The sequence below is a fragment of the Sphingobium cupriresistens LL01 genome, assembly GCF_001046645.1.
Taxonomy (GTDB): domain Bacteria; phylum Pseudomonadota; class Alphaproteobacteria; order Sphingomonadales; family Sphingomonadaceae; genus Sphingobium; species Sphingobium cupriresistens.
Genome location: NZ_KQ130434.1, coordinates 1,596,801 through 1,613,716 on the forward strand (window position 1 = coordinate 1,596,801; position 16,916 = coordinate 1,613,716).

Genomic DNA, 16,916 nt, shown 5'->3' on the forward strand with positions numbered 1-16,916 from the left:
GAAACCCGACGATGGGAAGAGCGCAGACGCCCGTCATAGCATTTCGGCGGTCTGTAGGACAGGTCAGCGGCGCGCCAGCAGCGGATAGGGATTGATCGCGCGCCCGCCATACCAGGGTTCGCCGGGCGTCATCGCATGGACCGCGAAATGAAGATGCGGCGCGCTCGGATCGGCGTTGCCCGTGCTGCCCACCATCGCGATGCGCTGGCCGCGGCGCAGCCCCTGCCCTTCGCGCAGGCCCGGCGCATAGCCGTCGAGATGGGCGTAATAATAGAGCAGTCGCCCGTCGGCCGAGCGCTGGTAGAGGGTGCGGCCGCCGTCGTGGCTCCAGAAGATTTTTTCGACCCTGCCGTCGGCGGCGGCCAGCACCGCCCTGCCCCGCGCCGCCATGATGTCGATCGCATCATGCGGCCGCGCGCCATGGGCGCGGGCCTGGGTGAAGGTGTCGGCCAGGGCCGACGCCGGCACGCCCTCGACGGGAATCAGCAAAGGGCCGGCGTCCGCAGACCTGGCGGCGCGGGGCACAGGCGCGAGCACGGACGGCCCGTCCGCCGGCACGATCCGAACGCAGAAATGCGCGAAAGCAACGCAGAACAGCAACGCCACAGCGATGCTGCCCCACAGTCGCGGCCGCCTCATGCCTGGAACTTGGCCTTGATCCCGCTCTTGACCATCTGGGCCAGACGCGCCGCGTCCCAGTTGGTCAGGCGGATGCAGCCATGGCTTTCGGTACGCCCGATCGTCTGCGGTTCGGGCGTGCCGTGGATGCCATAATGATCCTTCGACAGGTCGATCCACACCACGCCGACCGGGCCGTTGGGGCCGGGTTTCAGCACCGCCTTCTCATCCTTTGAAGAGGCGTCCCAGAAAAGTTTGGGATTATAATGGAAATCGGGATTGCGGCTCACGCCCTTGATCGTCCATTCGCCCAGCGGCAACGGGTCATGCTGCGATCCCGTCGTCACCGGAAATTGCGCGATCAGGCGGTTTTCCGCGTTATAGACCTTGAGCAGCCCTTCGGACTTGTCGACCACCAGATGATCGGCCTGCGGCTGATCCTTGGCCACGCCAAGACTGGCGAGCGTTTCGCCCCAACCACGCTCATCACCCTCGATCATAGCGACCGGCTGATTGTCGATCGCAGGCACGCGGATGGTCGTGCCAGCGCCGACCTTCGTATTGGGCGGATTGAGCGCGATCAACGCTTCGGGCGTGGTGTGGAAGCGTTCGGCGACTTTTTCCAGCAGATTGCGATAGGTAAGCGCGGGTAGCTTCGCCTGCTCATTGAGGTCGCCGCGCGGGACGTCGAAAAAGGGGCCACGCGCGAAATCGTCTGGAATTTTCACCAGATAGGTCGTCGGTCGCGACTCCCCTTCCAGCAGGGCGGCGCTGGTCTTCTGATCGAAACTGCCGGTGATGGGCAGGTCATGCGCCTCCTGGAAACCGCGCAACGCCGCCTTGAAGCTCATGCCATCTTTGCCGTCGAGCACGCCGGGCGAGAAACCCCAGCGATCGAGCGCGACCTGCGCCATGAGAAAGCGATTGGGTTGTTGGGGATTTTGTTCCTGCACGACCTGGAAGGCGTAGGCGTCGCTCGTGACCGCAGCGGCGGCATTGGCCGCGTTGGCGGGCTGGACGGCATTGCCGGCAGGCGCGCTGCTATTGGCGTCGGTAACGCTGACATTGCAGGCGCTGCATAGCAGGGCGACGAGCAACAGATGGTTTTTCAAGGCGATTCTCTCCGATCAGACGAAGAGAGAACGCGCGAAGAGGCGGAAAGCTGCGATCAGCCGAAACCGCCCCGCTTAACGTGGCGGCGGCGGCTTGCTGGCCAGCACTTGCGCAAAGGCGGCGACGCCCGCCTTCGGACCGTCCGGGTGGTTCCACACCGCGCTGCTGACCGCCAGAAAGTCCGCGCCCGCGGCGACCAAAGGTGCGGCATTCTCCGCGGTCACGCCGCCGATCGCGACGCACGGCAGTTCGAACAGGGTCGTCCACCATCCCAGGATCGACGGCTCGGCGCGGTGGAGCGTTTCCTTGGTAGTGGTAGGGTAGAATGCGCCGAACGCGACATAGTCGGCCCCCGCCTCGCCCGCTTCCATCGCCAGATGGCGGCTGTCATGGCAGGTCACGCCGATCTGCACCTTCGGCCCCAATTGTTCGCGTGCGTCGCGCGGGTCGCCATCCTCCTGCCCCAAATGGACGCCGTCTGCGCCGAGGCGCTTGGCGAGGCCGATGCTGTCATTGACGATGAAGGCGACATCCCGCTCCGCGCACAGCGCCTGGATCGGCGGGGCGAGCGCGGCGATGGCGTGATCGTCGATCCCCTTGAGCCGCAATTGAAACGCCGCGACGCTGCCGCCGTCGAACGCGGCGGCGAGTTGATCGAGGAAGCCGTCGTCGATGGCCGGCGGGGAGATCAGGTAAAGCTGGCAGGCGGGGCGGAAGCCCGGTTCGAACTGGTCGGCGAAATGTGGGTCGAGCGCCAGCTCTTCATCGGTGAAATCGGTCATGGGCGCTTTATAGCCATTCAGGAGGCGAGGCCAAGGGCGCTATGCTGGAATGCAATGTCCAGCCTTTCATCCGTTCGGGCTGAACCTGCCGAAGCCCCCTTCGACTGCCTGCAAGGGAAGGCGCTCACGACACAGCTCGACAAGCTCTGGACTATCAATGAAATGGCCGGGCGGACATGCGCCGCCCGGCCTTCACAAATTCAGGCCGCGACCGGCTGCTTGGCGGTCGAGGCGCCGTGGATTTCGTCAATCGCTTCGCCCAGCGACGCGTTGAACTCGTCATCGCTCATCTGGTGACGCAGATCGTTGAGCAGCGCGCGGCTGAAGCTGGCGATGATGCCGCGATTCTTGGCCAGTTCGACACAGGCTTCGGGACGGGCGAAGCCACCCGACAGCGCCACGACGCGCAGCACGGCGGGGTGATCGACCAGCGGGTCGAACAGGCCGGCCTTGGCGGGCAGCGACAGTTTCAACATCACCTGAACGCCATCGGGCAAGGCATCGAGATTCTTGAGGATTTCCTCCAGCAATATCTGGTCGGCTTCCGCGCGTTCGGGCGACTTGATGTTCACTTCCGGCTCGATGATCGGCATCAGACCGGCGGCGAGAACCTGCTGGCCGACTTCGAACTGCTGCGCGACCACGGCGGCGATACCTTCGCGGTTGGCGAGGTTCACGACCGAGCGTTCCTTGGTGCCGAACACGCCCAGCGCCTTCGACCGGTGCAGCAGGATGTCGAGATCGGGATTGGGCTTCATCAACTGCACGCCGTTCGCCTCATCCTCCAGACCCTTGTCGATCTTGATGAAGGGCACCACGCCACGCTCCAGCAACGCCTGCGGGGTCGGCTTGCCGTCGACGGTGCCGTCCATGGTGCGCTCGAACAAGATCGCGCCCAGCACCTTGTCGCCAGTGAAGGCGGGAGAGGTGATGACGCGGCTGCGCATGGCGTGGATCAGGCCGAACATTTCCTCTTCGCTGGACCAGGCGTCTTCCTCCACGCCATAGCCCTTGAGCGCCTTGGGCGTCGATCCGCCGCTCTGGTCGAGCGCGGCGATAAAGCCCTCACCCGTAGCGATCTTCTGCTTCATATCCTGATCCAGCATCTGCACATACCTTCCCTTGGGCGCCGCCCCCTGGCGGCACGAAAATAGATTAACGACAGACGCTCCACCATCTGCCGGCCGGGTGCGACTTCCTGTTGTTATCGCCGGTATTCCGGCTGGTAGCCAGTCCCATGCCGCACCGCAAGGCGCATCGCCCGTAAACGCCACGCGAAGAGCCTGTTATAGCTGCGTTTCCGCACGCCGATGCTATCGAGGACGCTGGGACCGAGCGGTACTCGTTTCGTGATGACGATCGGACGCATAGGCAGAATGGCGGTGGCCATGCTTCTTCCGGGGAGTGTCTCTCCCGCCCGCGCGGCGGAAAACCCCATAATGAATCATGATCGGCGGGTTGAAAGGTTGCGTCTTGCGACCCATAGGGCAGGCATGACCAGCACCGCCGCCGAAAGCCCCGTCGACATCTCCCCAGTCATGATCCTCCTGATGGCGGTCGCCTGCGGAGTCATCGTCGCCAACCTTTATTATGCTCAGACGCTGATCGATGTGATCGGGCCGGAAATCGGCCTTTCTCCCAGCGTCGCAGGGCTGATAACCACGCTGACCCAGCTAGGCTATGGCGCAGGCCTGTTCCTGATCGTGCCGCTGGCGGATCTATTCGAAAATCGGCGGATCGTACTGACCTCGATTGCGGCCACCATGTTCGGTTGCATCGCCATCGCCCTGTCCAACGGTCCGACCAGCTTCCTCGTCGCCTCCGTCCTGACTGGCGTCGGCGCCACCGGCGCGCAGGTGTTGGTTCCCCTCGCCTCGCACCTGGCCGCCTCGGAAAAGCAGGGCCGCGTGGTCGGCACGGTGATGAGCGGACTGTTGTTCGGCATCATGCTATCGCGCCCGATCGCCAATTTCCTGGCTGGGTCGGTCGGCTGGCGCGCCACCTTCATCGTCTCTGCAGTCGTAATGGCCATGGTGGGCGTGGCGCTGCTCGCCGCCTGTCCACAACGCAAGCCCAAGGGTGGGATGCGGTATCGCGACGTGCTGGCGTCGACCTTCGATCAACTGGTCAAGCATCGCGTCGTGCGGATGCGCGCTTTTTATCAGGCCGCCATGTTCGCGGCGTTCAACCTGTTCTGGACCGCCGCGCCGCTGGCGCTGATCCATGAATTTCACCTCGGCCATGCCGGCATTGGCGCTTTTGCGCTGGCTGGCGCGGGCGGCGCGCTGGTCGCGCCGATCGCGGGATGGATGGCCGATCGCCGCCTGACCCGCCCCGCCTCGCTCATCGGCATGATCGGACTGACGGCCGGTTTCCTGCTCGCCGACTGGACAGTGGCGGCGGGTAGCCTGATCGGCTTCACCATCATGGCGGTGCTGATCGACGGCGCGGTGCAGATGAGCCAGATCACGGGGCAGAAGCTGATCTTCTCGCTCGATCCCCATGCGCGCGGGCGCATCAATGCGGCCTATGTGACCGTCATGTTCCTGGTGGGGGCATTGGGGTCGGTGATCGGATCGGTCACCTATGAGGCGGGCGGCTGGACCGCCAGCGCGCTGGCCGGTGCGGCCATTGGCGGGGTCGCTACCCTGGCCTTCCTGCTGTTCGACCGGGGCGCCAGCATCGCGCGCTGACCCCCGGCCGCTACAGGATCAGGTCGTCAGCGCCTTGACGCCCGGCAATTCCTTGCCTTCCATCCATTCCAGGAAAGCACCGCCAGCGGTCGAGACGAAGGTGAAGTCGCCCGCTGCACCCGCATGATTGAGCGCGGCGACGGTATCGCCACCGCCGGCCACCGACGTCAATTGGCCTTCCTTGGTTAGCGCCGCCGCCGTTCGGGCCAACGCCACGGTCGCCGCGTCGAAAGGCGCGATCTCGAACGCGCCGAGCGGACCGTTCCAGACCAGGGTGCGGCAGTTTTTGAGGGCATCGCCCAGCGCCTCGACGGCGGCGGGGCCGACGTCCAGGATCATCTCGTCCGCCGCGACCTCATGGACGTTGCAGGTGCGCAGGGACGCCGGGTTGGCAGCAAATTCCTTCGCCACCACCACGTCATAGGGCAGATGAATGGTGCAACCGGCGGCTTCGGCGGCCTCGAAAATCGCTTCGGCCGTATCGCTCAGATCCTTCTCGCACAGCGACTTGCCGACATCGACGCCGCGGGCGTGGAGGAAGGTGTTGGCCATGCCGCCGCCGATGATGAGGTGATCGACCTGTTTCACCAGATTATTGAGCACGTCGAGCTTGGTCGACACTTTAGCGCCACCGACCACGGCGGCAACGGGCTTGACCGGCGTGCCGAGCGCGGCCTGCAAGGCGTCCAATTCCTTTTCCATCGACCGACCGGCAAAGGCGGGCAGCTTGTGCGCCAGCCCCTCGGTCGAGGCATGGGCGCGATGCGCGGCGGAAAAGGCGTCGTTCACATACAGGTCGGCAATCGCCGCCATTGCCTCGATCAACGCCGGATCGTTCTTTTCCTCGCCGGCATGGAAGCGGGTGTTTTCCAGGATCGCAATGTCTCCGGGGCGCATCACAGCGATGCCGTCGACCGCGGCTTCACCCTGGCAATCCGGGATGAACTGCACCTCGCGGCCCAGAACCTGACTCAGCGGGCGTGTGATCTTCGACAGGGAGAATTCGGGGTTCTTCTGACCCTTGGGGCGACCGAAATGGGCGAGGATCAGCACCTTCGCGCCGCGATCGGCCAGTTCCAGAACGGTCGGCATCGCCGCGCGCAGCCGGGTATCGTCGCTGACCGATCCGTCCTGCATCGGCACGTTCAGATCTTCGCGCACCAGCACGGCCTTGCCCGTGATGTCGCCCATATCGTCGAGTGTCTTGAACGGCTTTGTCATGTCTTTTCCCTGCTGCTTTTCCAATGAGAAGGGGGACAGGTCGCCCTGTCCCCCAATGTCCCTTACAGGAAGCTCGCCACCACGCCGGTGGTGTCGATCATGCGGTTGGAGAAGCCCCATTCATTGTCATACCAGCTCAGCACGCGGACCAGCTTGCCGTCGACCACGGCGGTCTCTAGGCTGTCGACGGTCGAACTGCGCGGATCGCCATTATAGTCGATCGACACCAAAGGCTCGTCCGAATAGCCCAGCACGCCTTTGAGCGGACCGTCTTCCGACGCTGCCTTGAGCAAGGCGTTGACCTCGTCCTTGGTGGTCGGGCGGCTCGGAATGAACTTCAGGTCAACGACCGACACGTTGGGCGTGGGCACGCGAATCGAAGACCCGTCCAGCTTGCCCTTCAGTTCGGGGAGAACCTCACCCACCGCGCGGGCGGCGCCGGTCGAGGTCGGGATCTGCGAGAGGGCGGCCGCGCGGGCGCGGCGCATATCGCTGTGCAACTGGTCCAGCGTATTCTGGTCGTTGGTGTAGCTGTGGATGGTCGTCATGAAGCCGCTTTCGATGCCGATCGCATCGTTCAGCACCTTGGCGAGCGGAGCCAGACAGTTGGTGGTGCAGCTGGCGTTGGAAATGACGATGTCGTCGGCGGTCAGCGCGTCATGGTTGACGCCGAACACGACGGTGCGGTCGACATTGGTGCCGGGCGCGGAAATGATGACCCGCTTGGCGCCGGCGGTCAGATGCGCGCTCGCCTTGTCCTTTGTGGTGAAGATGCCGGTGCATTCCAGCGCGATTTCGACGCCCAGGGCGGCATGCGGCAGGTTGGCCGGATCGCGCTCTGCGGTCACCTTGATCTTCTTGCCGTCCACGACCAGGAAATCGCCGTCGACGCTGACGTCACCCTTCCAGTTGCCATGCACGGAGTCGCGCTTGAACAGCAGGGCGTTGGACTTGACGTCGCCCAGGTCGTTGATGCTGACCAGTTCAAGGTCATGGTCGGTGCGCGAGAGGATGGCGCGCGCCACCAGGCGGCCGATACGTCCGAAACCGTTAATTGCTACCTTCGTTGCCACTGCACTAGCCTCCTTAAGGTGTTGTTGTTCGGTTAATTATTATTGAGCGCGGCCACGATCTGTGGTGCGATCTTTGCGGCGGTCAGGCCGAAATGATCGTAGAGCGCTTCCGCCGGGGCCGACGCGCCGAAGCTGTCGATGCCAAAGCGCAGGCCCGCAATGCCGGTATGGCGTTCCCAGCCAAAGGTCGTTCCCGCCTCGATCGACACGCGCAGCACATGATGCGGCAACAGGTCGTCCTTGTAGGATTTGGGCTGCGCCTCGAAATGCGCCCAGCTGGGCATCGACACGACGTCCGCGCCAATGCCCTGTTCTTCCAGCATCTTGGCGGTATCGACGGCAATCTCGACCTCGGAACCCGTGGCGATCAGCACAACCTTGCGCTCGGCGCCAGCGGAGCGCAGACGATAACCGCCCCTGGCCGACAAATTTTCGGATTTTTCGGTGCGCAACTGCGGCAGGTTCTGGCGGGTCAGCGCCAGCACCGACGGGCCGGTCGCATCCTTCAATGCCAGTTCCCAACATTCCGCCGTCTCGACGATGTCGGCCGGGCGATAGACGTCCAGGTTCGGGATCATCCGCATCGACATGACATGCTCGATCGGCTGATGGGTCGGCCCATCTTCGCCAAGGCCGATGCTGTCATGGGTCAGAACATGGATGACGCGCTGCTGCTGGAGCGCAGCCAGGCGGATGCCGCCACGCATATAGTCGGAAAAGACCAGGAACGTGCCGCCATAGGGGATCACGCCGCCATGCAGCGCCATGCCGTTCATCGCGCAGGCCATGCCGAATTCGCGGATGCCATAATAGACGTAACGGCCGCTATAATCGTCCTTCGTCAGCGGACCGGTCGATTTGGTCTTTGTGTTGTTGGAGCCGGTAAGATCGGCCGAGCCGCCCAGCGTTTCGGGCAAGAGATCATTGATGGCGCCCAGCGCCAGTTCGCTCGCCTTGCGGGTCGCGACCTTCTGCGGATTGGCGATCAGCGTGTCGATATAGGCTTCGAGCGAGAAGTCGGCGGGCAGGTCACCAGCCATGCGGCGGGTGAATTCCGCAGTCTTCTCGTCACTTGCAAGGCGGCCTTCCCACGCAGCGCGAACATCTCGGCCCTTGGCGCCAATCGCCTTCCAGGCGTCGGCGATGTCGGCCGGGATGACGAAGGGTTCGGCAGTCCAGTCGAGGAACTCACGAGCGGCAGCGACTTCGTCGGTGCCGAGCGCCGAGCCGTGCACGCCCGAAGTGCCGGCCTTGTTCGGCGCGCCATAGCCGATCTTGGTGGCGCACGCGACGATCGATGGGCGGCTGTCGGCGACCGCTTCGGCCAGCGCGCGGCGTACGTCGGCGACGTCATGGCCGTCGCATGACACGACATGCCAGCCGGTGGCGGCGTAACGCGCCAGCACATCCTCGCTGCTCGACAGATCGACGGCGCCGTCGATGGTGATCTTGTTGTCGTCCCACAGGACGATCAGGCGGCCCAGGTTCAGGTGACCAGCCAAGCCGATCGCCTCATGGTTGACGCCTTCCATCAGACAGCCGTCGCCCGCGATCACCCAGGTGCGGTGATCGACCAGATCGTCGCCGAACTGGGCGTTCAGATGGCGTTCGGCAATCGCCATGCCGACGGCGGTGGCCAGGCCCGACCCCAGCGGACCGGTCGTCGCTTCGACGCCCGCCAGCTCGAAATTCTCAGGATGGCCGGCGCAGGGGCTGTGCAGTTGGCGGAAGCTGGCGATGTCCTCCATCGTCGGACGCGCATAGCCGGTGAGGTGCAACAATGAATAGATCAGCATCGAGCCATGGCCCGCAGACAGGACGAAGCGGTCGCGGTCGGCCCATTTGGGCTGGGTCGGATCGAATTTCAAAAAGTCGCCGAACAGCACCGTCGCCACATCCGCCATGCCCATCGGCATCCCCGGATGACCGCTATTGGCGGCCTGCACGGCGTCCATGGACAGCGCCCGAATGGCGTTGGCGAGCGACTTGTCGGAAACGGTCATGGCGAACAGGCGTCTTTCTGAAGCAAGCATAAGGACGGCGCCCGCGAACGTGCAGGCGAGTCGAGATCGCGCCCCCTTTGTCGCGTCAAGCCCCATGCGTCAACCGCAGCGGCGGCACGAATCATGAGAAGCCCGCTGTAATCGGCCAGAAAGACTGCTTTTGCATGGCCCCGACTTTCGCTATGCATGGATGATGGCAAGCGACCGCATGATGCAGGCGATCGGCACGTTGGAGCGTGCTGTGAGCCGGCTTGAACAGGATGTGGCGGGTTTGGCGGATGCCGCCCCGGCCAGCCCCTTCCCCGCTTTGGATCAGGGCGCCGCGCGCGTCGCACTGCGATCCCTCGACGACCTGATCGCTACGCTGAAAGGGCATGCCCATGGCTGAAACGACGCTGGTGATCGCCGGACGCCATTATGCGATCCGCTGCCGTGACGGGGAAGAGGCGCATCTGGGCCATCTCGCGACGCTGATCGAGGACAAGGCCCGCGTCGCGCAGCAGAGCACGCCGGGCCTGACGGAGGTGCGCACTTTGCTGTTCGCCGCACTGTTCCTTGCGGACGAACTGAACGACCTGAAACGCGAAGTCGCAGGGCGGCAGACGAGCCTGCCGCTGGACGGCGACGACGAAGCGAGCGCCCGTGCGATCGAGGCGCTGGCCGGCCGTATAGAAAAGCTGCGCGAACGACTTGCCGCCCGGACCGCGAAAGCCTAGATTGGCGGCGACGGGTTCTGCCTGGTACGAGCTTTAGCGAACATCCCTGAGGCGATAATCACATCCAAGGGGGCTGTCCCTGGGCGGGTTCAGGCCCGTTCTACATGGTCCCCACCTGACGTTGAGGCGTCAGAGGATATTCCAGCACACGGCCAAGGTGGTCCCGTCACCCTTTTCATCATAGAGCGGCGTGCTCCCGCGCAGGCGGGAGCCCAGTTCAAACCGCGGGACTGGACTCCCGCCTGCGCGGGAGCACAAACTTGAATTTGGCAGGCGTTCGATGAACGGCGAACTTTCCGACAAGACCAGCCTGCGCGGCATTGCGCGGCAGAGGCGATCCAATTTCGTCGCTACGCTCGATCCGCTGGCGCATCGACTGGCGTTCAAGGCGGTTCCCTCACCGCTCGCGCGCCGGATCGCCGATGCGCAGGTCGTCGCGCTCTATATGGCGGTGGATGACGAGGCGCCGGCCCAACGCATGGCGGCGCAGTTGCAGGCGCTGGGCAAGACCGTGGCGCTGCCGCGCGTGCTCGATCGGTTGGGCAGCATGGATTTCCTGGCCTGGCAGCCCGAAGATCAATTGGTCCCCGGTCTGTTCCGCACCAGCCATCCCGAACCGGGTGTCGGACCAGTGACGCCCGACGTCATCATTGCGCCGCTGGTCGGATTCGACCGGGCGATGAATCGTCTTGGCCAGGGCGGCGGCTATTATGACCGCGCCTTCGCCCGTTTTCCTGATGCGCTGCGCGTCGGCATCGCCTGGTCCGCGCAGGAGATCGACGCCGTGCCCGCCGATCCCTGGGATTTGCCGCTCGACATCATCATGACCGAAGTCGAACTGATCGAAGGACCGGAATTGTGAGCATCGATCCGCGCCATTACCACCAGCCGAGCTGGCGCAAGCCGGTGGGCATGTTCGCGATCGTCGGACTGATCGCTGCATGGGCTATCATGGTAGGCAGCCTGTCGGGCCTGATCGGCGCTTTGCCGATGTGGGTGCAGGCACCCATCTATGTCGTGCTGGGGATCATCTGGATCTGGATATTGCCGCTCCGGCGGCTGCTCGCCTGGATGGAAACCGGGCGCTGGCGCTGAACCTTCTTCCCACCGCTTGTCCTGAGCGATTTCTAATCAGATGGCATCATCTGATGACTCGGAAATCGCGTAAAACAATAATATTGAGCGGTGGCGCGAGTGACGGGGCTCGAACCCGCGACCTCCGGCGTGACAGGCCGGCACTCTAACCAACTGAGCTACACCCGCGTAAGGCGCTGCATCCTTATCGGCCCGAAAGCCGCCAGATGATGCAAATCTGGGAGAAATCACTCTCCGGTCAAGGAGAGTGGCGCGAGTGACGGGGCTCGAACCCGCGACCTCCGGCGTGACAGGCCGGCACTCTAACCAACTGAGCTACACCCGCGCAGGGTGGCATCTTTTCGTGATCTTATCGATCACCAGACGATACGGCCTGGAACACCATTTCCACCTTCCTGTCAGGGAAAGTGGCGCGAGTGACGGGGCTCGAACCCGCGACCTCCGGCGTGACAGGCCGGCACTCTAACCAACTGAGCTACACCCGCGTTTGGTGTGGAAGCGCCGTCTATGAGCGTCCTGCGATGCTGTCAACCGTCCGCAACGGGACTTTCCTCTTTCTCGTCATTTTCTTTGCGCGGGGCCACGGTCAACGTCCCCTGCTCGAACAGGAAACCGGCGATATCGGGCGTTCCCGCCGCCTGCACGACGGTCTGGATGATGATCAGCAGCGGCACGCCGAGCAATGCGCCGGGCGTGCCCCAGACCCAGCCCCAAAAGGCCAGCGAGACGAGAATCAGCAGCGGGTTCATCGTCAGCCGCCGGCCCAGCAGCATCGGCGTCACGACATTTGCCTCCACCAGATGGAAGCCCACCTGCAAGCCCGCCGGCAGCAACGCGACATAGACGTCGTCGAACACCATAAGGCCGCCCAGCCCCAGCAGCACCGCGGCCAGCATCGGCCCGAAATAGGGAATGAAGTTCAATAGCGCGACGATACCGCCCCACATCAGCGGAGACGGCATCCCGATCAGCCATAGTGCGAAGGCGACAGCGCCGCCCAGACACAGGTTGATGGTCGCTATGGTGATGACATAGGCCGACGTCGCGTCGACCATATTCTGGATCACCCGCGCCACCGCCATGGCGCCGTCGAAACTGCCGCGGCTGTTGATCGTGCGCCGCCGCAGCCGGGTCCAACCAGCCAGAAAGAAATAGATGATGAGCAGCGCGAACACCATCTGGATGATCGCCGACGGGGCCGATGTGGCGGCGAACTGGAGCAGCGAGCGCGGCGCATCGACCGCCGCCGTTTGCGCCGCCGCGACCGGGCCGGTCGCGATCATCCGCACGGTTTCGTCCACGAAGCGCTGAAGATTGGCGTAAAAGTCGATTAATGGGGCCAGGTTCGCCTGAATCTGCGGCAGGCGTTGGGGCAGGATGCGGAACCAGTCGGTCGCAGGCACCACGATCAGCACCAGCGCGGTGTTGGCAACGACCAGAAAGCCGATCATCGCGATCAGCGCCGCCAGCCCTGAAGGCAGCCCGCGCCGTTCCATCCACTCCAGCAAAGGCACCAGCGCAATGGCGATCACCAGCGCGGCGGTCAGCGGCAGGAAAAACTCCGCCCCCGCGCGCAAGGCGAAGGGCAGCGCCAGCATCAGGCCGATGCCCGACGTCAGCGCGATCGATGCGAGCAGCCGGTCGCGGCGCCGGTTGACCTCTTGCTGCTCATTCATGGTCACGCGCGATCGATTCCCTTTTCGTTCCTATCCGATGTGCGCCGCCTGCGGTGCAGCGTCAATTTACAAAGGGTGTCATAGCGGCAGCCGGTCAGGAAAAAGACCGGCTTAACCAAATATTTGCGCAGCTTCGCTAAGGACGGGCGCAGGGGACGCAAAAACGGGGAAGACAATGACGCGGACGCTTTGGGCCTCGGCCCCGACGTCGCTGGCTCTGGCGGCGAGCCTGACGGCTACGCAGCCTGCCGTCGCGCAGCCGGCGATGCGACTTGGCACGCAGACGTTCGTAGAGCGCGTATCGACCGACATTAACGGCCGCCCGCGCCGGACATTGGCGAGCGCCGAAAGGGTCGGCCCCGGCGACACGCTGATCGTGATCGTCCATTGGCGCAATGACGGCGCCCAGCCGGTTCGCGACTTCGCCGTCACCCGCGCGGTGCCCCCCGGCATACTCCCGGACATCAGCGACCCCCATATGCAGGTGTCGGTCGATGGCGGCGGCCATTGGGGACGGCTCGATCAATTATGGTTGCCAACACCGCTGGGCGGGGTACGCCGGGCGGTGGCGGAGGATGTGACCCATATACGCTGGCGACTGCCCGAAGCGGTGCAGCCCGGCCGGGCCGGACGACTGAGCTATCGCGCGGTGATGCGCTAAGCCCGATATGCGCTGCGTTCATCGCAGCAGGCAACGTCGCGCTTGAGTTCGCCCCCTCGTCTCCATAGAGCAGGATGGAGCTACGGAGACGCATCTTATGCCCAAAGCGGGTGAACTGGCCTATCTCGCCAATCTAGGCGACGGCGGCCGCGAACATTCATTGGAAAAGCCTTTTTCCGATCCATCCTGCGGCATTAACCTGGCGTCCATCGGTTTCATGATGACGCTGTTGCCGCAACCCCCGGCGCGAATATTGGACTTGGGATGCGGCGGGGGCTGGACCAGCACCTTCTTTGCCAAACGCGGCTATGATGTGATAGGACAGGATATCGCGCCCGACATGATCGAGGTCGCGCGCGAAAATTGCGCCCGCCATGGCCTGGAACAGCGCCTGTCCTTCACATGCAGCGATTTCGAGGCGCTGGACATGGACAACCAGTTCGACGCCGCGATCTTCTTCGATTCCCTGCACCATGCCGAGGATGAATTGCTGGCGATCCGTTCGGCCTGGCGCGCGCTCAAACCCGGCGGGGTGCTGATCACCCATGAACCGGGCGACGGCCACGCCACCAGTCCCGATTCGATCGCGGCAATGCAAGTCTATGGCGTCACCGAGCGGGACATGCCGCCGCGCCTCATCATGCAGCGCGGAGCGGAGGTCGGCTTCAAGGATTTCCGGGTCGTCCCCCTGCCCCAATATCTCCACTATCTTTTCTACGAACCGCGCACCTATCCCAAGCGGCTGTGGAGCAAGCGTCGCTGGACCATGACCAAGCGGGTGCTGAAACTGCTGTTCGATCCCGATCCCGGCGCCGGCGCCATCGTCATAATGACCAAATAGGACGGGGCAAACCGGCCGGTTTGCCCCGCAAATGGTTTAATCCACAAACAGGAAGGCGGGTGCCTCCAGCAGCTTGCGCACAGCCTGTACGAAGCTGGCGGCGTCCCAGCCATCGACCACGCGATGGTCGCAACTGATCGACAGGTTCATCAGCTTCGCCGCGACGATCTCCTTGCCCCGGAAAACCGGACGCTCGATCACGCGATTAGGACCGATGATTGCGACTTCGGGCCGGTTGATGACCGGCGTGGTGGCGATCCCGCCGAGCGGGCCGAGCGAGGTCAGCGTCAGGGTGGAGCCAGACAGCTCTTCCGACTTCGCCTTGCCGCTGCGCGCCGCGTCGGCCAGGCGGCGGATTTCGGTCGCCAGCTGCCATACATTGCGCTCCTGCGCATCGCGGATCACCGGCACCATCAGGCCCGCATCGGTTTGCGTCGCCAGTCCCAGATGCACCGATCCATGGCGCGTCACCACGCCCGCCTCGTCGTCATAACGGGCGTTGAGCATCGGGAAGTCGGGCAGCGCCTTGCACAGCGCGACGATCAGCAGCGGCAACATGGTCAGCTTGGGCCGATCCCCGCGCCCGGCGTTGAGCTGCTCGCGCAGATCCTCCAGCGCGGTGACGTCGATTTCCTCGACATAGGTGAAATGGGGAATGGCGCGCTTGGACGCGGCCATATTCTCCGCGATGCGGCGGCGCATCCCGATCACCTTGACCTGTTCGTCGGCGCGTTTCGCGGATCGCCCTGCGGGACGATAGCCATGCCCCTGGCCGTAGAGTAGATAGGCGTCGAGGTCGGAATGACGAATATGGTCGCCGGAAGGCTTCACCTGGGCCAGATCGACGCCTAGTTCCCTGGCGCGCGCGCGAACGGCGGGGGATGCGAGGATAGGTCCGGCCCTATCGAGGCTGTCCTCCCCAATGCCGTTCGGTCTGAGTCTGTCGAACTCTTTCCCTTCTTCTTTTGCGCCTTGCCCGGAAGAAAAGGACGGCCGTTGCCCTTCGCTCGCCTGCGGCTCGACAGGCTTAGGGTGAACGGGGGCGGGAGACACCGCTTCAATCACCGCCTCGCCCGGCGTTTCCGCGTCGATCGTCTCCACCGAAGGCGCCAGCGCGACGACAGTCTCGCCTTCCATTTCGATCTCTACCAGCATCGCGCCGATCGACACCTGATCGCCCGGCTCGCCCGCCAGGCGTGCCACCGTGCCCGAAACCGGGCTTTCCATCTCGACGGTCGCCTTGTCGGTCATCATGTCCGCGATCGGCTGGTCTTCCTCCACCCGGTCGCCAACCTTGACATGCCAGCCGACGATCTCCGCCTGCGCGATGCCCTCACCGATGTCGGGCAGCTTGAACGTGAAAAGAGCCATGACCCTTTAGTCCTTCATGATCTTGTTGATGGCTTCGCGGATACGCACGGGGCCGGGGAAATAGGCCCATTCCAGGCTGTGCGGATAGGGCGTGTCGAAGCCGGTGACGCGCGCGATCGGTGCTTCCAGATGATAGAAGCAGCGTTCCTGCACCTGGGCGGACAGTTCCGCGCCAAAGCCGCTGGTCCGGGTCGCCTCATGCACGATCAGGCAGCGGCCGGTCTTTTTCACCGACGCTTCGATCGTGTCGATGTCGAGCGGCACCAGGCTGCGCAGATCCACGATTTCCGCGTCGATCCCCAGCGTCTTGACCGTATCCTCGACGACATGGACCATCGTGCCGTAGCACAAGATAGTCAGCGCCCCGCCCGCCCGCGCGATCCGCGCCTTACCCAGCGGGATGCGGTAATAGCCGGTCGGCACCTGCGCGTGCGGGTGGCCGGCCCAACTGGTTGCCGGCGTATCATAATGGCCGTCGAACGGGCCGTTGTAGATGCGCTTGGGTTCGAAGAAAAGCGTCGGATCATTATCCTCGATCGCGGCGATCAGCAGACCCTTGGCGTCATAGGGGGTGGACGGAATCACCGTTTTGATCCCCGAACAATGGGTGAAGATGCCCTCCGGCGACTGGCTGTGCGTCTGGCCACCGAAAATGCCGCCGCCAAAGGGCGACCGCACCGTCATCGGCGCGATGAACTCGCCCGCCGACCGGTAACGCAACCGCGCCGCTTCGGACACAAGCTGGTCGAGCGCGGGATAAATATAGTCGGCGAACTGGATTTCCGGCACCGGGCGCAAGCCATAGGCGCCCATGCCCACCGCCACGCCGATGATCCCGCATTCGGTGATCGGCGTGTCGAACACCCGGTTCTTGCCATATTTTTGTTGCAGACCCGCTGTCGCACGGAATACGCCGCCGAAAAAGCCGACATCCTCGCCCATCACGACCACGGTCGGATCGCGCTCCATCATCACGTCCATGGCGCTGTTGATCGCCTGGATCATGTTCATGTGAATGGTGTCGACGGTGGCTTCCTGCGTCATGCCCTCGCG

At 64.0% G+C, this 16,916-nt stretch carries 17 protein-coding genes and 3 tRNA genes; 7 read left to right on the plus strand and 13 right to left on the minus strand.

Features of this window, described 5'->3' with window-relative positions; translation table 11 throughout:
* Positions 1-63: 63 nt before the first annotated feature.
* The 4 genes from V473_RS07790 to V473_RS07805 all read right to left on the minus strand — a co-directional run bounded on the left by V473_RS07790 (position 64) and on the right by V473_RS07805 (position 3,619).
* On the minus strand, positions 64-639 hold the full coding sequence (locus tag V473_RS07790; protein WP_066602284.1) for a M23 family metallopeptidase: 576 nt from the start codon (positions 637-639) through the stop codon (positions 64-66).
* A complete protein-coding gene (locus V473_RS07795; protein ID WP_066602286.1) occupies positions 636-1,730 on the minus strand; it encodes a L,D-transpeptidase family protein in 1,095 nt (364 codons plus the stop codon). The genes V473_RS07790 and V473_RS07795 overlap by 4 nt, the downstream gene beginning before the upstream one ends.
* 75 nt (positions 1,731-1,805) lie before the next feature.
* On the minus strand, positions 1,806-2,513 hold the full coding sequence (gene thiE / locus V473_RS07800; RefSeq protein ID WP_066602289.1) for a thiamine phosphate synthase: 708 nt from the start codon (positions 2,511-2,513) through the stop codon (positions 1,806-1,808).
* A gap of 200 nt (positions 2,514-2,713) precedes the next feature.
* Positions 2,714-3,619 carry a fructose bisphosphate aldolase gene (locus V473_RS07805; RefSeq protein WP_066605298.1) on the minus strand — a complete coding sequence of 302 codons (906 nt, stop codon included), beginning with the start codon at positions 3,617-3,619 and terminating at the stop codon, positions 2,714-2,716.
* Between the two features lie 387 nt (positions 3,620-4,006).
* Here V473_RS07805 and V473_RS07810 point away from each other — a divergent pair, with 387 nt between their 5' ends.
* Positions 4,007-5,206: an MFS transporter gene (locus V473_RS07810; RefSeq protein WP_066602294.1), complete on the plus strand. Its 1,200-nt coding sequence runs from the start codon at positions 4,007-4,009 to the stop codon at positions 5,204-5,206.
* A gap of 18 nt (positions 5,207-5,224) precedes the next feature.
* Here V473_RS07810 and V473_RS07815 read toward each other — a convergent pair whose 3' ends face one another.
* The 3 genes from V473_RS07815 to tkt all read right to left on the minus strand — a co-directional run bounded on the left by V473_RS07815 (position 5,225) and on the right by tkt (position 9,503).
* Positions 5,225-6,427, minus strand: a complete 1,203-nt coding sequence (locus V473_RS07815; RefSeq protein WP_066605300.1) for a phosphoglycerate kinase — start codon at positions 6,425-6,427, stop codon at positions 5,225-5,227.
* A 62-nt stretch (positions 6,428-6,489) separates the two neighbouring features.
* Complete coding sequence (gene gap, locus V473_RS07820) at positions 6,490-7,500, minus strand: type I glyceraldehyde-3-phosphate dehydrogenase (RefSeq protein WP_066602296.1); 1,011 nt, start codon at positions 7,498-7,500, stop codon at positions 6,490-6,492.
* Positions 7,501-7,532: 32 nt separating this feature from the next.
* A complete protein-coding gene (tkt, locus tag V473_RS07825) occupies positions 7,533-9,503 on the minus strand; it encodes a transketolase (protein WP_066602299.1) in 1,971 nt (656 codons plus the stop codon).
* Positions 9,504-9,711: 208 nt separating this feature from the next.
* Between tkt and V473_RS07830 the strand changes: the two genes are divergently transcribed.
* The 4 genes from V473_RS07830 to V473_RS07845 all read left to right on the plus strand — a co-directional run bounded on the left by V473_RS07830 (position 9,712) and on the right by V473_RS07845 (position 11,314).
* A complete protein-coding gene (locus V473_RS07830; RefSeq protein ID WP_066605308.1) occupies positions 9,712-9,891 on the plus strand; it encodes a hypothetical protein in 180 nt (59 codons plus the stop codon).
* Positions 9,884-10,219 (plus strand): cell division protein ZapA, encoded by a 336-nt coding sequence (locus tag V473_RS07835; RefSeq protein ID WP_066605304.1) that lies wholly within the window; start codon positions 9,884-9,886, stop codon positions 10,217-10,219. Before V473_RS07830 ends, V473_RS07835 begins: the two co-directional genes overlap by 8 nt.
* Before the next feature lie 280 nt (positions 10,220-10,499).
* Positions 10,500-11,081, plus strand: a complete 582-nt coding sequence (locus tag V473_RS07840; RefSeq protein ID WP_066602302.1) for a 5-formyltetrahydrofolate cyclo-ligase — start codon at positions 10,500-10,502, stop codon at positions 11,079-11,081.
* Entirely contained in the window at positions 11,078-11,314 is a 237-nt protein-coding gene (locus V473_RS07845) for a DUF2842 domain-containing protein (protein WP_066602305.1), read from the plus strand. Before V473_RS07840 ends, V473_RS07845 begins: the two co-directional genes overlap by 4 nt.
* A gap of 91 nt (positions 11,315-11,405) precedes the next feature.
* Here V473_RS07845 and V473_RS07850 read toward each other — a convergent pair.
* The 4 genes from V473_RS07850 to V473_RS07865 all read right to left on the minus strand — a co-directional run bounded on the left by V473_RS07850 (position 11,406) and on the right by V473_RS07865 (position 12,996).
* Positions 11,406-11,482: transfer RNA gene (locus tag V473_RS07850), tRNA-Asp, on the minus strand.
* 80 nt (positions 11,483-11,562) lie between these two features.
* Positions 11,563-11,639 (minus strand) — tRNA-Asp (locus V473_RS07855).
* A gap of 83 nt (positions 11,640-11,722) precedes the next feature.
* Positions 11,723-11,799: transfer RNA gene (locus V473_RS07860), tRNA-Asp, on the minus strand.
* A gap of 42 nt (positions 11,800-11,841) precedes the next feature.
* Positions 11,842-12,996 carry an AI-2E family transporter gene (locus V473_RS07865; RefSeq protein WP_066602308.1) on the minus strand — a complete coding sequence of 385 codons (1,155 nt, stop codon included), beginning with the start codon at positions 12,994-12,996 and terminating at the stop codon, positions 11,842-11,844.
* A 169-nt stretch (positions 12,997-13,165) separates the two neighbouring features.
* Here V473_RS07865 and V473_RS07870 point away from each other — a divergent pair, with 169 nt between their 5' ends.
* Positions 13,166-13,651, plus strand: coding sequence for a hypothetical protein (locus tag V473_RS07870; protein WP_066602311.1), 486 nt, complete (start codon positions 13,166-13,168; stop codon positions 13,649-13,651).
* Positions 13,652-13,748: 97 nt separating this feature from the next.
* The gene (locus V473_RS07875) at positions 13,749-14,492 is read left to right on the plus strand and encodes a class I SAM-dependent methyltransferase (protein ID WP_066602317.1); all 744 of its coding nucleotides are present in this window, start codon (positions 13,749-13,751) and stop codon (positions 14,490-14,492) included.
* A gap of 36 nt (positions 14,493-14,528) precedes the next feature.
* Here V473_RS07875 and V473_RS07880 read toward each other — a convergent pair whose 3' ends face one another.
* Together V473_RS07880 and V473_RS07885 are read right to left on the minus strand one after the other, a co-directional pair.
* Positions 14,529-15,863: a dihydrolipoamide acetyltransferase family protein gene (locus tag V473_RS07880; protein WP_066602320.1), complete on the minus strand. Its 1,335-nt coding sequence runs from the start codon at positions 15,861-15,863 to the stop codon at positions 14,529-14,531.
* A 6-nt stretch (positions 15,864-15,869) separates the two neighbouring features.
* Positions 15,870-16,874: an alpha-ketoacid dehydrogenase subunit beta gene (locus V473_RS07885; protein ID WP_066605310.1), complete on the minus strand. Its 1,005-nt coding sequence runs from the start codon at positions 16,872-16,874 to the stop codon at positions 15,870-15,872.
* Positions 16,875-16,916 lie beyond the last annotated feature (42 nt).